Genomic DNA, 20,826 nt, shown 5'->3' with positions numbered 1-20,826 from the left:
AGACCGATGGCGTGCTGCTTGGCGATGACTTATCTGTTTGGCGCTGCACTTCGGGGATTGCGGCGTCTGACTGGTAGGCGAGCGGTTGCGCCAGGTTTTGCTCCTCTTTCGCGCCGCCGCGGCCCGGAGATTGACAACGCGGCGTTTCCGGCCGCATAAACAGATACGAGGTGGGCATGTCGAACATTCTCTCGTCGCCCGTGTGTGAGGCCACCGCTGACGACCTAGGCACGCTACGCAGTTTGTTGGATTTGGGTCTGCAGCCTCTCGGGCAGTTCGATGGCTTTGACCACGGGAGCCAATTTGGACTGCGATGTTATCGCATGCAGCTGTACTATTCTCAGTACGCGTTGGCGATGTACCAGTACACGCGTACCCCCGCTTTTTCGGGGTATCTCGCGGAGGCCCAACGTAATCTCATCCTGAAAACGTGCGATAAGCGGGTGTGGGATTATTGGGCGAGGGAAAGCCTGCTGGGATACTTGCGCTGGCAGACCGATCCGATTAAGCATGCCAACGTGATGTACAGCGCATGGTTCGGCTTCATGTTGGGGCTGTATGAAACCCTCAATGATGATGTCTTTAGCCGTCCAGGATCACTGCCGCTGCGCTGGAATGAGGAAATCGTGCACGAGTACGATTTCGTCCGGCTTGCCAAGGCCGTGCGCGCCAATATGTTGGCCAACAAGAAAAGCGCTCAATACCCGTGTGAGCCACACCTGATCTACCCAATGTGCAATGCGTTCGCAATGAACACTCTCGCATTCCATGACCGACTGCACAACGACGATATCGGAGCATCCCTGATTCAGCGAGTTCGCGACAGCTACCATAAAGACAAATGGCTGCGGAAGAACGGCCGATTCGTCACCATTCGCTTGGGGCCCTCCATCACCCTCGCAGGACCTGTGTTGGCGAACGACGCTGGGATGGTGTACACGCTCAGTCCGATCATGCCCGACCTGGCCGAACGCACCTGGACGGTGATCCGGGATAAATTCATCGAGTTCGACGGTGGCACAGTTACTTTGCGCGGCAAGGCGTGGAAGCTGATCAAGGACCGGGTCATCAAGGCGGCGCTGACTACGGCCGCCATGGAGATCGGAGAAACCGCCATTGGTGATGCGTTGCGAGAATCGTTGGATGACAACGCTACTCCTGTGTGGCAGAACGGCGCCCGCCGCTGCGAGGGCGAATCCAATTTCTCCCATGCCATGTGCGCCTTCGCCAGTTTCGCTCGACCGCATGCGCTGCAGGATCTAGTCAACGGGAACTTGCCTGATCACTGGCGCACGGGTCCGCGCCTGGTCGGGGTGGCCTATCCCGATGTCCTGGTCGCAAAAGCAGTAACCGACGGACTCGCACTTGACCTCGTCCTGTGTCCTGGTGACGGGGCACGGCGCGTCCGGTTGGGGATCGACCGTCTGCGCCCGGGGAGCAGCTATCGGATTTCCGGGTCTACAGCAAGTGAGCTGGCCGCCGACGGCGCCGGCCGCGGATACCTAGATATGGACTTGAGTGAACGCACCGAAATCGTCATCAGTCCCGCCGGGCCATCGACCTAACGCTAGATGGACAGCGCTCTTGCTCCAGCTTGACGCTGGAAACTGGCCATCGTCATAGGTCCAGCGCTGACAATCGGCGTGAACGGATATTCTTGTCTCCGCAGAAAGAGTTCTGCTGGGGGCCAAAGGACGTACGCTACCCGAACCGCAAGCTAATTAAGTCAACTACCACGACGGCTGGCCGCTGAGCAAGTTCAGACGGCAGTGAGATATCGACTACATCTCTCGGATTACGTAAGAACCGGGACGCGACACAGCGAGGTGTTGTTCTTCAACACGTGAGATGTTGCGGCGCTGATGTTTTGAGGCCACGATCGCCGCCGGATACTCCCGAATCATGCTGAGACGTATCGGGTTTCACGTCGAGGTGCAGGTGGAATTGCCATGGGCCTGGTACGTACTCGTTGAGGCCACCAGAACCAGCGGCCCAGCAGCGCGGCGATCGAGGGCGTCATGAAAGATCGCACCACGAGTGTGTCGAACAGCAAGCCTAAGCCAATGGTGGTGCCGACCTGGCCGAGGATGAGAAGGGCGCTGGCTCCCATGGAGATCATGGTGAAGGCGAATACCAGACCAGCCGAGGTGACGACGGCGCCGGTGTCGGCCATCGACCGGATGATGCCGGTCTTGATACCGGCGTGGATTTCTTCTTTGAATCGGGATACCAGTAGCAGGTTGTAGTCCGATCCAACCGCCAGCAGGATGATCACCGACATTGCCAGGATGAACCAGTGCAACTCGTAGCCCAGGAGGTACTGCCAGAAAAGCAGGGACAGTCCGAAAGACGCCCCGAGGGAGAGCAGGACGGTGCCAACGATGACTGCTGCGGCGACGACGGCGCGGGTCAAGATCAGCATGACGATGAAGATCAGGATCAGTGCTCCTACTCCGGCGATCAACAGGTCGTAGGTGGATCCCTCTTTCATGTCTTTGGCGGTGGCCGCGGTGCCGGCGATATAGATGCGCGCGTCCTCCAGTGGTGTGCCTTTGATGGCCTCGAAGGTGGCGTTCTTGATCGCATTGACGTGGGCGATGCCCTCGGCGGTGGCGGGGTCTCCTAGGTGAGAGATGATGAAGCGAACCGCTTTTCCGTTCGGTGCGATGAACATGTTCATGCCCCGTTTGAAGTCAGGGTTGTCGAACGCTTCCGGAGGTAGATAGAACGAGTCGTCGTTCTTGGATGTGTCGAAGGCCTGACCCATCGAATTGCCTTTGCCCTGCATCGCGGCGCTTTGGTCCTGCAGTCCGGCCATCGTGCTGTGCACCGACAGCATCATGGCGTGCATCGACTTCATTGTCGTGACCATCGGTGTCAGCATCTTCACCATTTGGGGCATGATCGAGTCGAGTTTGTCCATCTGAGGTATCAGCTCGCTGATGGCGTCGCTGAGCGTGTCGATGCCATCCAAGGTGTCGAACACCGACCGCAGTGACCAGCACGCCGGGACGTCGAAGCAGTGCTTCTCCCAGTAGAAATAGCTGCGGACCGGCCGGAAGGAATCGTCGAAATCTGAGATGTGGTCCCGTAATTCGTTGACTTCGGTCACCATGGATTTCGTCTGCTTAACGATGTCATGGGTAGCTCCGGTGAGCTCTTTCATGATCCCGATCATGGTTTCCATGGTGGTGATCATGGTGTCCATCTGGCTGGCCATGACCAGCATGTTGTCCGTCTGGGCCTGCATGTAGTCGTGCGTCAACTCTTGGCTCACCGCTTGCGTGCCGATCTGATACGGAATGGAGGTGTGGTCGATCGGGGCACCCAACGGCCGCGTGATGGTCTGGACCCGCGCGATTCCTTGGGTGTGAAAGACGTTGCGGGCAATGCGTTCGATGATCAGCATGTCCGCGGAATTGCGTAGATCCCGGTCGGTTTGAACCATCAGGACTTCAGGATTCATCCGGGCCTGGGAGAAATGCCGTTCGGCAGCGACGAACCCCTGCATCGAGGGAATGTTGGTCGGCATATACCTGCGGTCGTTGTAGCTGGTCTTGTAGCCGGGCAGCGCGAGGAGCCCAACCAGCGCCAGCGCGCAGGCCGCGGCCAGGATCGGCCCCGGCCACCGGACCACGGCCGTTCCCACCCGTCGCCAGCCACGGGTCCGCGCGGCCCGTTTCGCCTCGAAGAGTCCGAACCGGCTTCCGATCACCAGCATCGCCGGCGCCATGGTCAAGGATGCCAGCACCGCTACCGTGATGCCGATCGCCAATGGAACACCCAGCGTCTCGAAGTATGGCAACCGGGTGAAGTGCAGGCAGTATGTCGCTCCGGCGATCGTTAGGCCCGAACCGAGGATGACATGGGCGGTGCCGCGATACATCGTGTCGAAGGCGGCTTGGCGGTCCTCGCCGATATTGCGGCCCTCGTGGTACCGGCCCAGGACGAAGATCGCGTAGTCGGTGCCCGCCGCGATGCCCAGCACGGTCAGTAGGTTCACCGAGAAGGTCGACAATCCGATCAGGTTGTAGTGCCCGAGGGCGGCGACCACACCGCGTGCGGCCATCACTTCCAGGATCACCATCACCAGCACGAGTGCAACGGTGGTGATGGACCGATAGACCATAAACAAGCTGACCAAAATGACCAGCAGGGTTAGCGCCGTGATCAACTTGAGGCTCTTGTCGCCGACGTGGTGCTGATCAGCGATCAGTGCGGTAGCGCCGGTTGGATATACGTGGATGCCGGCCGGCGCTGGTGTGCTGGCAATGATCTGGCGCACCGCGGCGATGGATTCGTTGGCTCGGGCCTCGCCTAGGTTTCCCGCCAAATTGAGTTGCACATAGGTGGCCTTGCCATCGCCGCTTTGTGCTCCGGCGGCCGTCAGGGGGTCTCCCCAGAAATCCTGCACGTGTTCGACATTCGCGGTGTCGGCCTTGAGTTTCTTGATCAGGTCTGCGTAATAACTGTGGGCCTGGTCCCCCAGTGGTTGGTCGCCTTCGAACACGATCATCGCCGTGGCGTCGGTGTCGGATTCTTTAAAAACATGTCCGATGTGCTTCATAGCCTGCATCGAGGGACCATTCGTGGGACTGAGTGACACCGACTGTTGCTGACCCACGTCCTCCAAGGAGGGGACAGCCACGCTTAGCAATACGGCCAGCGCTACCCACCCCACCAAGATCGGCACCGCGAACGTTCGAATGAAACGGGGGATGATCGGTCGAGTGCCCATGGTGTCGGTGGTCATGCCGATTTCACCTGGCAGAAGGTGAAAGCATCGACGCCCTGGGTCGACTTCTCGTCCTTGACTGTGCCGTCGACAGTGATACGGCAGCCGATGGTCTCGGTGCTGGCCTGAGCGATCAGGATCGGACTGATCGCCGGCGATGTGGTCGACAGTGTGAGCGACCACGGAAGTGGCACATGCTTGACGCTTCGCGGGTTTGCCGACAGGTCAAGGTAATTGATCGTCGCGATCGCCCCAGCCGTCCCGAACACCTCATAAGTCACCCGCTTGGGGTTAAATAGCGCGGCGTCGTCGGCGATGCCCGAACCGTCGCGGGTGATCTCGTTGTCCGACCCGAAAACCCCGTGCATCCGGTACACCACGAACGCACCGATCGCGAACGCCACCAGTACCAGCAGCGGCAGCCAGGACCGGCGGACTCTCCTCAGCATGAGACTCCCTGTATCGAGCGGTGATTGGGCTGAATTGGATCAGTGAATGTGCGTGTCATTGGCCCTCCTTCGGCGCAGGCGCATCGAAGTGCAGCCGCAGGGCGATGGGATTCGGTCGGACGCTGGGCCGCGAAGTAGCGCCCTTCCACGCCACGTGTGGAAAGCGGTTGCTGTGTAATCCCGATAGCGCCGATTACCCATTGACCCGGGCTGGGGTCATATGGACTCGTTGAATGCGACTTGTCGGTGTGATGAAGGGCCATCAACACAACCGCAGAGCTCAACATTGAGGGCGAATTACTTTGCAAGAACACTGTTGTAAGCTTGGCGGTCAGATATGACATAGGCAGGTCGGCATTTCGCGGTCCGCTTTCGGTCAGGGTCGCTCAGCGCCGGATCGGCATGTGGCAGATAAACCATCGTGGGTCGGGTTTTGCTGGCTTAAGCAGTACGAAGCGGCGGTGGGTCTCGGTCTGCCGCCCCCAGCGGCCGTGATGGGCGCCCACGCCGCTGGAAGCTACGCCGCCGAACGGCAGCTGTGGAACCAGGCAGTGCATCGCCAGGCTGATCAATACGCCCCCCAACAGGAGGCGAGAGACGAGTTCAGAGCCGCGTTGCGACGACGGTGCAGCGAACGCGCACAGGCTCAGCGGACTTGGCCTGGAGTTGACGAATTCGCCTGCGATATCTGGAGATTCGACGGTCTGGATTGGAACGATCGAGCCGAAGATCTCGCCGGCCATTACTGGGCGGGTGGTCGACGCGTGCACTCCGGTGCCGCCGTCGACGCCCGCCATCGCGTCCTCCCCGTGGCCATTGTGTTAGCAGGATGATCTTAAGCACTTCGGCGCGACTCCGCAAGGCGCAGCTGATCGGGCCCGGCCGCCATCGGTGGCGACCTCGCCGCGCCTTTTGACGATTTCGCGACGCATGGTTTGACTGGCAGGAGGAAGCACACGAGCGGCCGGTTCGTGAGCCGATCGTGCTTGTGGTCTCACCAGCACTGCTTACCGCTTACACAAAGCAGTTACGCGACGGGCACAAATTGCCGGCCGACGCAATCAGAAACAGCAACATCACCGACGCGCGACGGGCCGAAGCATCGTGAAGCTATCTCATCGCACCGTCGGGCCCTACCACCGAGCAATGACACCCAATCGACCCAAAACCAACTCGAACCAATCATCCAACCCGCAACGCGGGGAGGCCCCGCTGCACCCGTTGAGCTTGTCAAGACGCGGCATCTGAATAGGAGTATTGTACTAGCACAATGGCGGTTGGACCAGCTCGACGGCGTCGTGCACAACCCGCCGCGTAGAGACGGGGAGATCCACAATGGCGACTGGCGTGCAGAAAGCAATGGCGTTGGAGCGGTGCGGCCTTCGTGCTCCCGGCTTCTGTTGCGCATTCCTCTTCGTCGGCGTTCCCCTGCTGTTCATAACCCGCGTGTTCGCTCATGATGGTGTACTCGGCTTTTGGATGCTGGCTATGGTCTTCGGCGCGTGGATAGCGCTGATCACCTCGGAGCTGCCGGCGACGATCGAAGCGCAGCCGACCGCCGCGGCTGAGGGAGCGTGCGGATCAGCGCCGTTCGAAAGAACTCTGGCATGATCTCGGAGATGCGCTCGGAGGTGCCGACTGCTGTCACGTCGCCGAAGCCTAGGATTCCTGGCGAGGAAGGGATTTGGGTTTTCGTCCTCGGCGACATGACAGTGTTCGCGCTGTTCTTCGCTACATTCATGTATTCCCGGGGCAAGAACCCCGACCGCTTCGGTGAGGATCACACCCAGCTCAACATGGCGTTGGGCACCGCCAACACCGTTCTGCTGCTTACCAGCTCGTTATTCGTGGTGCTCGCCGTCCACCGCGTGTTATCCGGTCTACACCGGTCGGCGCCACGATTGCTCGCCGCGGGCCTGGCTTGCGGCCTCGGTTTCGTGGCGATCAAGGCCGTGGAGTGGTCCCACCTGTTTGTCGGCGGCAAGACGGTGGGCAGCGGCGAATACTTCTCCTACTACTTCATTTTCACCGGCATCCACCTAGGCCACGTGCTCATCGGATGCGTGTTGCTCACCCGGCTCATCGCGATCACTCGACACGGAGAGCTGACCGATCGCCAGACCGTGCTTTCTGAGACCTGCGGAATCTTTTGGCACATGGTCGATCTGCTGTGGGTTGTCCTGTTCGCACTGTTTTACTTGCTCGATGACCGCGACACATCGAGTGACCGGGGTGTGGTTGGCGTTGTTGGGGCTCACGTTTGCCTCATCGGTCGTCAGGATTGAGCAAGGCAGTGTTGTCACCTCGGCAGCCGCCGTGGTGCTGATCGGCATAGCGCTATTCAAGGTGCGACTCATCGGCATCCATTTCATGGACCTGCGGATTGCGCCCAAACCTCTACGGATGGTTTTCGAGGGTTACGTGCTCGCGGTGTTCCTCGTGCTTGTCACTCTCGGCCTCGTCGTGCAGTAGCCAGTGCGAGCGCGCCGGGTCGTGTACTCGTCCGCGGGCGACGCTTCACAACTAGTGGATTGTCCGCCACGCCGATCAAGGATCTCCAGGGACTTCTCGCGGCCGAAGGCCGCGACCCAGCCGACATCGAGGTTCGGGTGCAATCCCCGCACAGCGCGTTCCTGACAAACGACACGATCTCACTAGAGGGCCATCGTGACCATCTCGGGCAATTCGCGGACACTGTCACGTCCGTCGTCGTCCGAGTTATGCCGATGACGTTGGGCGATCCCGAGACGCCACAGCACTACGCCACCGAGGTGGCGAATTGGAGCAGCCGCGGTCAAGACGATTTCGTGCGAATCCGAGGACGGGACAGTCAAAGACCGGCTCATCCGTGCCTTCGGCGTTAGGTGCATCACCTTGCGTCGGGTACTCCCCGGTCGCCATTGCTGCCAGGGTGTTGGGCACGCTCGCCGTGCCCGCAGGGCGCCACTCTTCGGGCCCGCCCGGGGCCGCCGACGGAACCGACCTCGCCGAGCTCGTTGACGATTTCGCAGGCCATGGCTAGTCCGACGGCGGTCGGGAATCACGCGAGACGTCCGGTCGCGGGAGAAAACCGAGGTGGCGCGAGGCAGCAGCCGGTCAAACCAATGCCAGCGTCTGTGAGACTGTGTTGATGAGGCAACGTCAAGAGCCGAGCGCCGCTGAGGCGATCGCCGAGCGTTTGCGGGTTCAGATCATCGGTGAGTTGTCCGATGGTGATCACATCGGTTCTGCAGACGACCTCGCCAACCGCTTTGAGGTCAGCCTCCCGACGATCCGCCAGGCAATGCGGGCACTCGAATTCGAAGGACTCGTGTTGGTCCGGCCTGGCAACAGCGGTGGTTTCTTTGCGAGCACACCGTCTGTTCGGGTGGTTTCTCGTTCCGCCTCGGCCCTGCTACGGCGCCAGGGCGCTCATGTCGCCGATCTGCTCAGTTGCGTTGAGCTAATCGGGCCTCAGGCGGCGGCAAGCGCAGCAGCTAATCCCGACGAATCGGCACGGCACCGGTTTGCCGACTATGTCGATGAGGTCTGGACCAACGACGCCGAGATGACCCTCGACACCGTCTTCGAAATCACGGTCGAGGCGGCTCGCCTGCTCGCCGAACTCTGCGATAGCCCATCGCTGGCACTGTTCGAATCGGTGCTAATCGACCTCGTGGTCGACCTTCAGCCCGCAGTCGCGCCCGTTATCTCACCGGAATTGCTCACCGCTTACACACAACAGCTACGCGATGGGCACAAACTGCTGGCCAGCGCGATCCGAAAAGGCAATGTCAGCAAGGCACGACGGGCGCAAGCATCATTAAACGTCTACTTCATGGGACAGTCGGCCCTCTTCGGCGAGGAGTGACGCTCGCGATCCAACAACGGCTCGAGGTATTTCTCCAACCAATGGGGGGGGGGAGAGAGACTTACCTGCTAGCCAGTTGAGCGAGCCAGGCGACGCGGTATTTAAATGTCGCGTTTTATCAGCACAATAGCGAGGTTGGCTGGCCAACGCGGCGCGGGTGCCGACTGCTGTCACGTCGCCATGCCTAGAATCCCCCGCGAGGAAGGGATTTGGGTTTTCGTCCTTGGCGGCATGACGGTATTCGCGTTGTTTTCCCGACATTCATGCACTCCCGGGCAAGAACCGCGCCCCCTTCGCCGAGGATCACGCCCACCTGAACATCGCGTGGGCACCGCCAACACCGTTCTGTTGCTTACCAGCTCGCTATTCGTGGTGCTCGCCCCCAGCAGTTGTTATCGGGTGTGCACCGGCCGGCGGCCCCGGTTGCTCGCCGCGGGGCGGCGACGCCGGATCGCTGCCCTCGCCCCAGCGCGACAGCAGCCCGAGCACCGTATTGGGGCCGGGTGGCCGCGGTGGCCGAACCAGCACACGGTATTCGTGATGTTTTCGGGTTCGACCGCCCATGCCGTCACTGGCCGCCATGCGGTGCCGAGTTCCCGCGCAGCAGTTTCTCCAGCCGTCGCGAAGCGACCTGCATCATGACCACAATCTGAATGGACAACCACGCCTTAAGAATTGGCTTCGGCATCGGGCTGTCGGCCGCCATCGACCAAGTTGCCCTAGTCGAGGTGGGCGTGACCGTTTCGAATCTCCAGTCCTCGGCGAATGCACTGAACGCACCCATGCCGGATTCCTTGATCCGGAACGTCCACCGACGGTTCTCGTCCCAGATCAGGATCTCCTCCACGATGTCCGATCCGAAGGCGTGCATCGTGCGCTCACTGCCCACGCCATAGGGCGGGGACGAGGTCCACCGACTGGATGTGGAGAAGCCGGGGCACCACTGCCCCCAGCTGGAAGGGTCAGCCGCGACCGTCGCGAACACCTCGCCCAACGGGGCATTGATGACACTGCTGCGTTGCACGCGCACCGGGGCACTGTCGATGAAATCCGGTCCGACGCTCTTCAGAATTCCCATGGCGAGCTGCTCCATTTGTCGGGTCGTTCGGCTCAACACGACTTGATCGGGCTGACTGCGGATGCGGTGGCCGATCGGCCGGGTCCAGAATTAGCGTGGCATTGGCGCGAGAACGTGTCAATGCGCATACCGTATGAGATACGGATTGAAGGTTCCGGGAATGGCGCCGGACGTCGGCTGAGGACTCGACCGTGGTGCCGCTGCGTAGTGTGGAGGACGTTAGGTGGCCGGTGATGGGGTATGAGTAGGTCATGAGTTCGTCGTCGCGACGGTCGGCCAAGCCTCGGCGTGGCGGCGTGCAGCGCTCGTTGACCGAGGGTCAAATCGTCGAGGCTGCCTTGGAACTTACGCGTGAGGCCGGCCTGGACAAAATGACCATAGCCGCGCTCGCTGAGAGACTCGGCGTGGGCGCGATGACGTTCTACTCGTATTTTCGTAACCGTGATGCACTACTCGACGCGATGGCCCGTCGCGCCGGTATTGAGCTGTATGACCAACACGTCGATCTCCAGGGCGTGGACTGGGATGTTGAGTTGCGGGCCCACTATCACGCCGTGCGGGACAGTCTGAAGCGTCATCCCACACTGGCGGATCTGCTGTTTTATCGGGCCCAGGTGCTGCCGGCGAGCAATGAGACCCGCGACGAGATCGTGACCCACGTCCGCCGCCACGTCGACGCCATGATCGACGGCGGGATCGAACCGAGTTTGGCGGTCCGATCGTTCTACGGCCTGTCCGTCTTCACGCTCGCTTCCGCCCTGCGCGACGAAGATCTCCAGGAATCGACCGAGTACCGGGAGCGGATTGAACAGACGTTGCGAGCTGTCGGACGCCTCCCGGAAGGCGAGACGCCTGACGTGCGGTTCGGTTCGGATGATGAGTTCGACACGATGCTCGACTTGGTCCTGCGCGGACTGAAGTCCACGATTGACGACTGACTAGTCGACCAAGCCGTCGTCCATCATGATGACGCCGCGAATGTTCTTGCCAGACCGCATATCTTCGAAACCTTCGTTGATGTCGTCTAGGCGGTACCGTCTGGTGATGAGCTCGTCGAGTTGCAGCTCTCCGCGGGAATACAGACGGAGTAGATTGGGCACGTCGTAGCGAGGGTTGGCGGATCCGTATAAAGCGCCTCGAACGGTCTTCTCGTAGAACATCAACTCCGCCAGGCTCAAGTCGATCTTCGTCTGGCCAGCCTCGGCTACGGCGGTGACAATCATCCGGCCCCGCTTGCCGACGAGATTGAGTGTCGGACCCATCAATTCGGGGCGCGCGGTGGAAGTGGTGATGACCGCGCAGTCCGCCATCTGGCCCTGGGTGACCTCGGCAACGAGGCCGAGTGCGGATTCGACGGAGTCCGCCGTGTGGGTGGCGCCGAACACCTTGGCCCGGTCGCGTTTCCAGTCCAGCGGGTCGATAGCGATGATGTCTGCGGCGCCCGCTGATCGCGCCCCTTGTACGGCGTTCATCCCGATGCCGCCGAGCCCGACGATGACCACCGCTTCTCCTGAACGTACCTGCGCCGCGTAGACACTGGAGCCCCAGCCAGTGGCGACGCCGCAACTGACCAACGCTGCGAGTTCCAGTGGGACATCGGCATCTACGGCGATCACGGATGACTCGTGGACGACGGCGTGGTGGGCGAATGCGCCGAGCAGATTTCCGGTGGCTAATTCCTTCCCACGCGCGCGGGCTCGGAAGGTGCCGTCGCTGATCGGACGGCCCTCGGCGATGAACATCCCACGATCACAGAGGTTTTGAATGCCTTTGACGCACGACGGGCAGCGGCCGCAAGAGGCGATAAAGCTCATCGCGACGTGATCGCCGGGCGCCACCGACGTTACCGCAGCGCCGACGGCTTCCACGATGCCGGCCCCTTCGTGGCCACCGATGAACGGATAGGGGCCGGGGAGGTCGCCTGTCACGTTGTGCTCGTCGGTGTGGCACAGCCCAGCTGCATGCATCCTGACGAGTACTTCGTCGTGTCGGGGCGGGTCGAGTTCGATCGTCTCTACGCTCCACGGGGATTCCGGCGCCCATAGCAGCGCGGCTCTGGTCTGCAATGGTTTCTCCTCAATCGACAGCCAACCGATCGGACGTTCGGTTCGTATGTCATACGGTATCAGCCTTGACATGCCGATGTGACCTGTTCCACACTCGAATTGAACTCGGGCCTGGACCATCGCGACCTGCGCACGCCCGTTCGCGAACCACAACCCCGAACCCACGATGATGTCAGGGACCCACATGAACGAAACCACAATGGACACACCGTCTGCTGACCAGGTTGAGCCGATCGGGGCGGACTTTGATCCGCACGATCCCTCGTTCGGCAAGTGCGCTTACGCGAAGCTCGACGCCAGCCGCGAAGCCACCCGGGTATCGCGCAGTGAGCAGCACGGTGGCTTTTGGGTCATCACGCGTCACGCCGACGCCAAGGCAGTGGCACACAACCCGGCGGTGTTTTCGAATTGCGCCGGCGTTGCGTTCCCAGCGCTCATCCCCGACACCGACCTGATGATTCCGGTGAGTCTCGACCCGCCCGAGAACGTGCCCTATCGCAAGTTGTTGACTCCACTGTTCTCCCCTGGCGAGGTCGGTGACCGTACGGAGACTTCGCGACAGGTTCTCGGTTATCTCATCGACCAGTTCATCGAATCCGGCAAATGTGATGTCTATGCGCAGTTGGCGTCGCCCTACGCCGCTATCATCACCTTGCGATTGCTCGGCTTGGACGCCACGGACTGGTCGAAGTACACCGAGCTTTCGCATCTGCTGCAGGAACGCGGATGGCTGACCATCCTGCCCGAAGCGGAGCAGGCCGAGGTGCTTCCGCAGTTCATGGCGAGCTACCAGTGGCTGTTTGAGAAGATCGGCGCCGAGATCGAAAAGATCAGAGCCACGCCGCCGGATGTGCGCGGACAGTCCATCATCGCCCGCATCGTCGACGCCGAGATCAACGGCGAGAAAATACCGCCAGACCGGCTGACTCACATCGTTCACAACATCTACGAAGCAGGCCTTGACACCACCGCCGCCGCGCTTGCCGTGATGAGCCACCGGCTCGGACAGGACCAGAAGCTCCAGAACCGTTTGCGCGAAAATCCGGACCTCATTACGAATTTCGTTGAGGAGTCACTGCGCATCGAGTCGCCAACCACGCACCTGCTGCGAGTTGCGAAGGAGGACATTACGATCGGCGACGCCGAGATCAAGGCCGGTGACAACGTGCTGATCTCGTGGGCGGCGGCCAATCGTGACCCCCGTGAATTCGACAATCCCACGGAGTTCGACCTGGACAGACCACATGTCAATCGTCACAGCGTGTTCGGACTTGGGGTGCACCGGTGCCTTGGCTCTCACATCGCACGGTCATCTTTGGTCGTGGGTGTCGGCGAGATTTTGAGGCGACTCGCCGATTTCCGCGTCGACCCTGGCGAGGCTGAATTAAGCAAGGATTGCGGCGTCATCTTCACCTATCGAAAGGTGCCGGCCACCTTCACCCCGGGCCCGCGGGAGCACCGTTATCCCGACGACGTGCTGTCAGGAGGTTGGTGACCGGCGTGTCCGATCCCCTGACTCTGATCTCCGCCAACTGCCACCTGATCGAGTCGGCCGACGTTTACGAAGGCCGCATGCCCTCAAAGTGGGCAGACCGCAGCCCCCGTTTGGTGAAACTGGATGGCGGCGGCCAGCATTGGGTCTTTGAGGACCGGCGCGTCCCGCTGTGGCGTAGTTGCGCTGTGGCCGGAATGACACCCGAGGAATGGCTCGGTACACCAGTCGTCACCTTCGACGAAATCCGCAAAGGCTGCTACCAGCCCGCGGCGCGTATTGCCGACATGGATCGTGATGGTGTCTGGGCCACTGCGCTTTACTCCTCGCCGGCGGGCGTCGGTTTCGGAGGTGAATTATTCGCTTCGGCTAGGGATCCCGAGTTGGGTATCGCGGCGATGCGGGCTTGGAACGACTGGTATCTGGAGACCTGGATTGCTTCAGCGCCAAACCGTTTCATCCCACTACAGCTCACCTGGTATCGCGACGCCGTTGTCGCCGCCGAGGAGATCTATCGCAATGCCGAGCGGGGCTTCAAGGGTGTCATGTTTCGAAACCCAACCGATCTCGGGTTGCCGTGGCTGGGTGACACCTCGTGGGATCCGTTCCTGCGCGCCTGTCAGGAGACCGGCACCGTTATCTCCCATCACACCAACGATCTTCCGCATTGGCCCAACGTCAACTTCGCCGAGAACTATGACAGCATTCCCTACGGCTTCGCTAGCACGTTGTTCCAGAGCAGCGCCATGGAAGCACTCGCGGGTTTCATCTGGGCCGGTCTCGGTGTGCGCTTCCCCGGAATCAAAGTGACGATCGCCGAGTCGGGTGGCAGCTGGTTGCCGCATTTGATCGAACGGCTCGACTGGTGTGTGCACTATTCGCTGCTGCACCGGCAAGGCTGGCCGGACCTGGACCGGACTCCGCTGGACATGCTGCGGGAAACCTACACGCTGAGCACGCTCGAAGCGGCCAACGCGTACCGGCTCGCAGAACAGCTCGACTTCCACAACTGGACCATAGAAGTCGACTACCCCCACATGGAATCGGTATGGCCCCGCAGCCAGCAGTTGTTCACCGCCGAACTCGCCTGCGCCGATCCGATATTCGTCGAAGCGATTACCTGGAAGAACGTCTCGACGTTGTATGACTTTCCCTTGCGCACATTGGTAGGTAACAATGCCTGAAACGAAGCGGCTGATGATCGGCGGCGCCTGGGTGACGCCGCACTCCGCCGAGCGGCGTGACATCGTCGACTCGTCCACGGAGGAGTCGGTCGCGTCGGTTCCGCTGGCGGGGAAAACCGACATCGACCGAGCGGTCTCCGCCGCCCGTCGGGCCTTCGATCACGGAGAGTGGCGGTCGTTTTGCCCTGGCCAGCGCGCCGACGCGCTCGACCGTCTTAGCGTCGAGCTTGAATCACGCTGCGACGCAATTGCGTCCACTGTCAGCCAAGAGAACGGCTGCAGCATCGCCACCAGCCCAACCATACAGGCGATGTCGGCCGCGGCCACCGTCGCCGCTTCGGCGCGCCTCGCCCGTACCATGCAATTCGAGGAAACCCGGACGGGAATGATGGGCAACCCGGTGCTGGTGACCCGTGAGCCCGTCGGTGTGGCCGCGGCGATCGTGCCATGGAACGTGCCGCTGACGATCGCGATGATGAAGATGGCGCCCGCGCTGGCCGCGGGCTGCACTGTCGTCGTCAAGCCCGACCCCAAGACCGCACTAGACGCAACCTATCTCGCCGAGGCGGTGGTCGCCGCCGGCTTTCCTGACGGTGTCATCAGCGTGGTACCTGCGGACCGCGAGGCCGCTGAGCATCTCGTCTCCCACCGCGACGTCGACAAGGTGTCCTTCACCGGCTCGACTCAGGCGGGCCGACACGTCGCATCTATCTGTGGTTCCGACATCCGCCGATGCACCTTGGAACTCGGCGGCAAATCGGCGGCCATCATCGCAGAGGACGCCGACTTCAGTGCTGTCCTTCCGCAACTGCTTCCGGCGATGCTGATGATCAACGGGCAGGCGTGCATCGCACAGACCCGCCTGCTGGTTCCCCGGTCGCGCAAGGCGGCGGTCACCGACGCGATCGTCGCCGCGTACGAGTCGTTGACGGTGGGCAATGCATTGGACCCCAATACCGACATCGGTCCGCTGGTCTCCGAAGAGCAGCGCTCGCGGGTGTTGGACTACGTGAGGATCGGCGTCAAGGAAGGCGCGACGATCGCCACCGGTGGTCACGCCACCGATGTGGACGGCAAAGGTTACTTCGTCCAACCCACCCTGCTTACCGATGTCGACCCGAAATCGACGGTCGCGCAGGAAGAGATCTTCGGTCCGGTCATCTGTGTGATCGAATACGACGGCATCGACCAAGCCGTCGACATCGCGAATGACTCCGCTTACGGCCTGTCGGGATCGGTCTGGACCCAGGACGCCGAATTCGGGCTGGCGGTGGCGCGCCGGGTACGCACCGGCACGATCAACGTGAACTATTCGATGCCCGAGTCGGTCGCGCCTTTCGGGGGAGTCAGGGCATCGGGCATCGGGCGTGAGAGCGGCAGCGAAGCGCTGGAGGCCTACCTCGAATACAAATCGATCGGCGTGCGCGAGCACGCCTGAGAAAACAGGAGCCCGAAGTGCCGTTACAAGACCACCACCAGATCGTCTCTGTAGATGATCATCTCATCGAACCACCGCGAGTCTGGCAAGACCGTTTACCCGCGAAGTACCGCGACGACGGTCCGCGGATCATCGAGACCAACGGCAACCATCAATGGTCCTACGACGGGCAGGTCTTCCCGACGTTAGGCCTCAATGCGGTCGCGGGCAAACCACCGGAGGAATGGGGCGTCGACCCGTTGCGCTACGAGGACATGATCCCCGGCTGCTACGATCCGGCCGCCCGCGTCAAGGACATGGACCTCGACGGAGTCCAAGCGGCAGTGTGCTTTCCGTCTTTCCCGGGGTTCGGTGGCGGGACGTTCTTCCGCGCTCGGGACAAAGACCTCGCCTTATTGTGCGTCCAGGCATGGAATGACTTCTACATCGACGAATGGTGCGGCACCGCGCCGGACCGTTTCATTCCGATAGGAATTCTTCCCGTCTGGGACATCGACCTGGCGACCGACGAAGCAGAGCGGGTGATTGCCAAAGGTGCGCGCACCCTGTCGTTCCCTGATAGTCCTCAACCCCTGGGGTTGCCGTCGTTCTACACCAAGCACTGGGATCCGTTGTGGCGGATTTGCTCTGATGCCGAGGTTCCGCTGTCGTTGCACTTCGGGTCGAGTTCCTACGTCCCGGGCTTTCCTTTCCAGAGCACCAGCGTCGGTCCGCAGATGCTGGACCAGAAGGTGCCGTTCGTCGTCGCGATGATCCTGTTCTCGTCGAACCTGATGTGGACGACGGTGGACCTGTTGTTTTCCGGTGCGCTGCAGCGTTTCCCGAAGCTGCAGTTCTCGCTCGCCGAAGGCGGAATCGGATGGATTCCCTACATCCTTGAGCGGTGCGACTACGGGTGGGAAAGGCACCGCTATTACCAACAGATCGATTTCGATGCGCGGCCCTCGGATCTGTTCCGCCAGCACTTCTACGGGTGCTTCATCGACGATGAGCACGGTGTGTCCAACCGGCATCAGATCGGCGTCGACCGCATCACCATGGAGGCCGACTATCCTCACTCGGACTCGAACTGGCCCAACAGCCGCAAACGCGCGGCTGAAGTCCTGGCATCGGTGCCCGACGACGAGGTGGAGATGATCGCCGAAACCAATGCCCGTCGGATGCTGCATTTTCCGCGATGACGGCGCCCGACCGTGGTGGACGACTCGAGGAGGACGACCACGACCTGCTGACGTTCGGCGAGGGGGGTGCCCGCCTCAACTCCGGTATGGCTCAAATGCGCCAGCGCATTGCCGCGCTGGAGTCGGGTGAGGGCTCCGAATCCGAACTCGCGACGGCGCGAAAGCGGCTGCGCGCGCTGGAGGAGGCCGTTGCCCGCAACTCGGCGCCCGCCATCGGCGACACCAACTTCGACACGTTCTTCGGCTATGGGGGCACCGCTTGCCGCAATTTCACCACAGCCCATGATTAGTGATGACCCCGGGCGTCGTCTGTTGCGAGCGGCGGTGGCGTGGGCGTTCTGCAGCGCGATCGCCCGATCACGACGACCTGACCGAGCGTTACGAAAGTTGTTGCCTGGTCTGGCTGTTTCCGCGACCGTGGTTCCGTTGGCGGCCGTTAGCCTGTGGGTCAGCGAGTTTCCGTTGCACGTACTCGCGGCAGAGGCGGCGGTGGCGATGGGTTTGGTGGCCAGGGGTGCGCTGCGGCATCCGTCAGGGCGTTTCGCCATGGTGGTTGCCGTTGCCGCGTGGGCAGGCTTGGTCGCATCGCACCGCGACGCCGTGCGCACACCGAAGGTGACGGATCAGGCGCTACGTGCTGCGTTGGGTAGCGGGTATCGAGAGGCGTTGCCGGATCGGCGCTATGCGGAGACACCTGCCGGCTTGCGAAAGAAGTGGTTTCCTCGCTTCAGCGAGCGCAAACGCTATTTGAGACACGAGAATCTGTCCTACGGCGACGCTGGAGTCCGTAACCATCTAGACATCTGGTACCGCGACGACCTGCCCGCCGACGGTAAGGCCCCTGTCCTGCTGCAGGTCCCCGGCAGTGCGTGGGTCAAGGGCGGAAAGCGCGGGCAGGCCTACCCGTTACTGGCGCACATGGCCGAGCGCGGTTGGGTATGTGTCGCTATCAACTATTCACTGGCGCCCAAGGCGTACTGGCCGGCCCACATCATCGATACCAAACGCGCCATTGCCTGGATCAAACGCGAGATCGGCTGCTACGGGGGCGATCCCGACTTCATTGCGATGACCGGAGGTTCCGCTGGTGGACACCTCACGGCGCTCGCGGCGCTTAGCCCGTCAGCACCGGAGCTGCAGCCTGGCTTCGAGGAGGCCGACACCTCGGTGGCGGTGGCGGTCCCGTTTTACGGGGTCTACGACCTGCTTGACCGCAACGGTGATTCACCGCCAGAACAGGAAGCTTTCCTTCGTCGGTTCGTGATCGGATCCTCCGCGCAGGATGCGTACGACGTGTGGAACCAGGGCTCGGCGTTGTCTTGGGTGAATGCCGACGCGCCGCCGTTCTTCGTACTCCACGGCGACATCGACACGTTCACCAACCCAGAACAGGCCCGCGCATTCGTCGACTCACTCAAAGCGGTATCGTGTAATCCCGTGGCCTACGCCGAACTGCCCGGCGCTCAGCACATGTTCGACGCCTTGCCTACTATCCGCACCGCCGCAGCCATAACCGCGGTAGACCGATTTTTGACCTATGTGCACTTCATCCGTTCGGGTGCCAGGAGTCCGTGACCGCTTTATCGTCAACGGTGCCACCGGCGGCTCGAGTAACCAGCTCCTTCTTGGCGATTTGCCGGTCGCTTTTGGGGAAGCTCGGCAACGATCTCGACGGACCGAGGAACCTTGTGCCAGGCAAGGTTGTCGCGCACGTAACTTCGGAGCTCGTCGGGCAATTCATCCGAGCTGACGCCAGGTTTAGGCACGACGAACGCATAGAGCCGCTGGGCGAAGTGAGTATCCGATACACCGACGACGGCAGCCTCCACGACGCTGGGATGTGAGCCACGCAGCCGCTCGACCTCGACGGGATAAACTTTGTCACCGCGATCCCACAGGGTACCGAGGATCAACTGGCTGGTGCTGATTGGCGTGTCACTGATTCGCAGCTCAGCCCGTCTGGCGCCGGTGAGGGCGAGCAGCTGATTGGATGCCACTCTGCCGTCGGCGATGCTGTGATGCAGTTTGGCAGGCAACCGATTCGGCCATGTTCGAGGCCATCGAGGATCCAGAGTTCCCACAGCGGTCTGCGACGGTCAAGCTTGCCGCCGCAGACCTCCGCGATCACGCCGTCCCGTTCGGCTCTGCCACCCGGCGTGGACACTTCCTGACGTGTATGGGTTGGCGATGTCGAAATCGTCGGCGCCGACCAGCAGCGGGTGGTGAAGGTCGAACGAAACGAACCTCAACCTCTGGGCGTAGCAGGGCACTGCGTGCAGTTGATTCTGCACTGCGCGATGACGGACTTCACGTAGAGATCTGCTGCCGTCGTTCGACTCGAGGATGGAATAATGTATGCATCTGACTGCTCGGAGTCTCGATCGCCAGAAAGGTGGTATCGAGTCCGGATACACGTTCCGGTGGCTCGCGACTTCTCGGCGGGTGACCCCGAGGTCCGACGATCTCGTGTCCCCACGCCGCCTTCTTTCCGTAGAAACCGTGAGTCCCGCATCAGACAGGAGGAAACGTTCGGACACTTGGATTCCGCGAGTCATGGCATACCCGTTCGATATTAAACCACCGCTGCACCCATCGGCGCAGCACGGAATGCTCACCCTGGCGATCCCGGCCTTGGCGCTGACCGCGCCGATTACCGCCGCGTTCACTCGGAGGGCGCGCGACGGAATTGTTCGGCGAAATTGTTCAGTGCCTCGATCGCGGTGGTGATCGCTTCCTGGACCTCCATGGTCCGGGAAACGTGTTCACCGCCATAGCCTTTCGGCGCAGCCAGCCCCGGGATGACGAAGTGGCGAAAGCGACGCCGCACCTCGTCTTCGGACCTGTCGATCTCCTCGGCGGCGAGATATGTCTGTTCCACCAGGAAGTCGACCATTTCGTTGATGCCGATGTCGGTGCGTATCTGGCTGTGTCGTTGGCCCTCCGCCAGCACTGGGCCCATCGCATCCATGGCGACCTGGTGTACCCGGGGGTCGTGCACGCTGGCTGCGTGTTGCGCGATTAGGGCCGAGATCGAGGGGTCGGACGGTAATTCCTGAGCCGTATACACAAGAGCGGCTTCCAGTTTCGCGAAGACCCCGGTCTTGGTTGCCATCAGCGCTTCTACCGCCGCGACATGTCGGCGGGCTCTTAGCAGGGCGACCTGAACCAGCATCTCCGAGACGCTGCCGAGTTGGCGGAAGGCGGTGGCCCGCGAGACACCTGCGATCTTGGCGACGACTTCCATCTGTACGCCGCTGGTGCCCCGGGCGGCGATCTCCTTGTCGGCGGCTCTGATCAGTCGGTCCCTGACGGTCCCGTCGTCACCGGAGATCGCGTCGACCGTCACCACGGGG

19 protein-coding genes are annotated in these 20,826 nt (G+C 61.6%); 12 read left to right on the top strand and 7 right to left on the bottom strand.

The features are described from left to right. Positions 1-176: 176 nt before the first annotated feature. Positions 177-1,565, top strand: coding sequence for a linalool dehydratase/isomerase domain-containing protein (locus AC0KTM_RS12555; RefSeq protein ID WP_472415666.1), 1,389 nt, complete (start codon positions 177-179; stop codon positions 1,563-1,565). Positions 1,566-1,900: 335 nt separating this feature from the next. Here AC0KTM_RS12555 and AC0KTM_RS12550 read toward each other — a convergent pair whose 3' ends face one another. The 3 genes from AC0KTM_RS12550 to AC0KTM_RS12540 form a co-directional block, all read right to left on the bottom strand. Then, positions 1,901-4,753: an MMPL/RND family transporter gene (locus AC0KTM_RS12550; RefSeq protein ID WP_472415665.1), complete on the bottom strand. Its 2,853-nt coding sequence runs from the start codon at positions 4,751-4,753 to the stop codon at positions 1,901-1,903. Further along, the gene (locus tag AC0KTM_RS12545; RefSeq protein WP_472415664.1) at positions 4,750-5,184 is read right to left on the bottom strand and encodes an MmpS family transport accessory protein; all 435 of its coding nucleotides are present in this window, start codon (positions 5,182-5,184) and stop codon (positions 4,750-4,752) included. Before AC0KTM_RS12545 ends, AC0KTM_RS12550 begins: the two co-directional genes overlap by 4 nt. A gap of 386 nt (positions 5,185-5,570) precedes the next feature. Further along, positions 5,571-5,981, bottom strand: coding sequence for an aldehyde dehydrogenase family protein (locus tag AC0KTM_RS12540; protein ID WP_472415663.1), 411 nt, complete (start codon positions 5,979-5,981; stop codon positions 5,571-5,573). Between the two features lie 538 nt (positions 5,982-6,519). Between AC0KTM_RS12540 and AC0KTM_RS12535 the strand changes: the two genes are divergently transcribed. The 4 genes from AC0KTM_RS12535 (at position 6,520) to AC0KTM_RS12520 (ending at position 9,034) form a co-directional block, all read left to right on the top strand. Beyond that, entirely contained in the window at positions 6,520-6,795 is a 276-nt protein-coding gene (locus AC0KTM_RS12535) for a hypothetical protein (RefSeq protein ID WP_472415662.1), read from the top strand. Then, positions 6,759-7,469 (top strand): cytochrome c oxidase subunit 3 family protein, encoded by a 711-nt coding sequence (locus tag AC0KTM_RS12530; RefSeq protein ID WP_472415661.1) that lies wholly within the window; start codon positions 6,759-6,761, stop codon positions 7,467-7,469. The genes AC0KTM_RS12535 and AC0KTM_RS12530 overlap by 37 nt, the downstream gene beginning before the upstream one ends. Further along, entirely contained in the window at positions 7,417-7,656 is a 240-nt protein-coding gene (locus AC0KTM_RS12525) for a cytochrome C oxidase subunit IV family protein (RefSeq protein ID WP_472415660.1), read from the top strand. Before AC0KTM_RS12530 ends, AC0KTM_RS12525 begins: the two co-directional genes overlap by 53 nt. Before the next feature lie 658 nt (positions 7,657-8,314). Then, entirely contained in the window at positions 8,315-9,034 is a 720-nt protein-coding gene (locus AC0KTM_RS12520) for a FadR/GntR family transcriptional regulator (RefSeq protein ID WP_472415659.1), read from the top strand. A 568-nt stretch (positions 9,035-9,602) separates the two neighbouring features. On the opposite strand, the gene AC0KTM_RS12515 is transcribed toward AC0KTM_RS12520, so the two are convergent. Next, positions 9,603-10,127 (bottom strand): SRPBCC family protein, encoded by a 525-nt coding sequence (locus tag AC0KTM_RS12515; protein WP_472415658.1) that lies wholly within the window; start codon positions 10,125-10,127, stop codon positions 9,603-9,605. 236 nt (positions 10,128-10,363) lie between these two features. On the opposite strand from AC0KTM_RS12515, the gene AC0KTM_RS12510 reads away from it, so the two are divergent. Continuing rightward, the gene (locus AC0KTM_RS12510) at positions 10,364-11,050 is read left to right on the top strand and encodes a TetR/AcrR family transcriptional regulator (RefSeq protein ID WP_472415657.1); all 687 of its coding nucleotides are present in this window, start codon (positions 10,364-10,366) and stop codon (positions 11,048-11,050) included. Here AC0KTM_RS12510 and AC0KTM_RS12505 read toward each other — a convergent pair whose 3' ends face one another. Continuing rightward, entirely contained in the window at positions 11,051-12,178 is a 1,128-nt protein-coding gene (locus AC0KTM_RS12505; protein ID WP_472417455.1) for an NDMA-dependent alcohol dehydrogenase, read from the bottom strand. It abuts the gene before it with no gap. 199 nt (positions 12,179-12,377) lie between these two features. Here AC0KTM_RS12505 and AC0KTM_RS12500 point away from each other — a divergent pair, with 199 nt between their 5' ends. The 6 genes from AC0KTM_RS12500 (at position 12,378) to AC0KTM_RS12475 (ending at position 19,048) form a co-directional block, all read left to right on the top strand. Next, positions 12,378-13,673, top strand: a complete 1,296-nt coding sequence (locus tag AC0KTM_RS12500; RefSeq protein ID WP_472415656.1) for a cytochrome P450 — start codon at positions 12,378-12,380, stop codon at positions 13,671-13,673. Then, complete coding sequence (locus tag AC0KTM_RS12495) at positions 13,670-14,854, top strand: amidohydrolase family protein (RefSeq protein ID WP_472415655.1); 1,185 nt, start codon at positions 13,670-13,672, stop codon at positions 14,852-14,854. The genes AC0KTM_RS12500 and AC0KTM_RS12495 overlap by 4 nt, the downstream gene beginning before the upstream one ends. After that, complete coding sequence (locus AC0KTM_RS12490) at positions 14,847-16,292, top strand: aldehyde dehydrogenase (protein WP_472415654.1); 1,446 nt, start codon at positions 14,847-14,849, stop codon at positions 16,290-16,292. Before AC0KTM_RS12495 ends, AC0KTM_RS12490 begins: the two co-directional genes overlap by 8 nt. 17 nt (positions 16,293-16,309) lie before the next feature. Continuing rightward, entirely contained in the window at positions 16,310-17,473 is a 1,164-nt protein-coding gene (locus tag AC0KTM_RS12485) for an amidohydrolase family protein (RefSeq protein ID WP_472415653.1), read from the top strand. Continuing rightward, on the top strand, positions 17,470-17,763 hold the full coding sequence (locus tag AC0KTM_RS12480) for an acyl-CoA synthetase (protein WP_472415652.1): 294 nt from the start codon (positions 17,470-17,472) through the stop codon (positions 17,761-17,763). Before AC0KTM_RS12485 ends, AC0KTM_RS12480 begins: the two co-directional genes overlap by 4 nt. Positions 17,764-17,968: 205 nt before the next feature. Next, positions 17,969-19,048, top strand: coding sequence for an alpha/beta hydrolase fold domain-containing protein (locus AC0KTM_RS12475; protein WP_472415651.1), 1,080 nt, complete (start codon positions 17,969-17,971; stop codon positions 19,046-19,048). Positions 19,049-19,059: 11 nt separating this feature from the next. On the opposite strand, the gene AC0KTM_RS12470 is transcribed toward AC0KTM_RS12475, so the two are convergent. Both AC0KTM_RS12470 and AC0KTM_RS12465 read right to left on the bottom strand, forming a co-directional pair. Beyond that, a complete protein-coding gene (locus AC0KTM_RS12470) occupies positions 19,060-19,509 on the bottom strand; it encodes an AMP-binding enzyme (protein ID WP_472415650.1) in 450 nt (149 codons plus the stop codon). A gap of 626 nt (positions 19,510-20,135) precedes the next feature. Then, on the bottom strand, positions 20,136-20,822 hold the full coding sequence (locus tag AC0KTM_RS12465; RefSeq protein ID WP_472415649.1) for a TetR/AcrR family transcriptional regulator: 687 nt from the start codon (positions 20,820-20,822) through the stop codon (positions 20,136-20,138). Positions 20,823-20,826 lie beyond the last annotated feature (4 nt).

Source organism: Mycobacterium sp. NTMscope_Eco_3, assembly GCF_976985685.1.
This window is presented reverse-complemented; position numbering and strand designations above follow the sequence as displayed.

Bases quoted from the DNA above. Each gene is read 5' to 3' on its own strand.
- AC0KTM_RS12555 (WP_472415666.1), top strand. From the start codon at position 177: ATGTCGAACATTCTCTCGTCGCCCGTGTGTGAGGCCACCGCTGACGAC.
- AC0KTM_RS12550 (WP_472415665.1), bottom strand. From the start codon at position 4,753: ATGACCACCGACACCATGGGCACTCGACCGATCATCCCCCGTTTCATT.
- AC0KTM_RS12545 (WP_472415664.1), bottom strand. From the start codon at position 5,184: ATGCTGAGGAGAGTCCGCCGGTCCTGGCTGCCGCTGCTGGTACTGGTG.
- AC0KTM_RS12540 (WP_472415663.1), bottom strand. From the start codon at position 5,981: ATGGCGGGCGTCGACGGCGGCACCGGAGTGCACGCGTCGACCACCCGC.
- AC0KTM_RS12535 (WP_472415662.1), top strand. From the start codon at position 6,520: ATGGCGACTGGCGTGCAGAAAGCAATGGCGTTGGAGCGGTGCGGCCTT.
- AC0KTM_RS12520 (WP_472415659.1), top strand. From the start codon at position 8,315: ATGAGGCAACGTCAAGAGCCGAGCGCCGCTGAGGCGATCGCCGAGCGT.
- AC0KTM_RS12515 (WP_472415658.1), bottom strand. From the start codon at position 10,127: ATGGAGCAGCTCGCCATGGGAATTCTGAAGAGCGTCGGACCGGATTTC.
- AC0KTM_RS12510 (WP_472415657.1), top strand. From the start codon at position 10,364: ATGAGTTCGTCGTCGCGACGGTCGGCCAAGCCTCGGCGTGGCGGCGTG.
- AC0KTM_RS12500 (WP_472415656.1), top strand. From the start codon at position 12,378: ATGGACACACCGTCTGCTGACCAGGTTGAGCCGATCGGGGCGGACTTT.
- AC0KTM_RS12490 (WP_472415654.1), top strand. From the start codon at position 14,847: ATGCCTGAAACGAAGCGGCTGATGATCGGCGGCGCCTGGGTGACGCCG.
- AC0KTM_RS12480 (WP_472415652.1), top strand. From the start codon at position 17,470: ATGACGGCGCCCGACCGTGGTGGACGACTCGAGGAGGACGACCACGAC.
- AC0KTM_RS12475 (WP_472415651.1), top strand. From the start codon at position 17,969: ATGGGTTTGGTGGCCAGGGGTGCGCTGCGGCATCCGTCAGGGCGTTTC.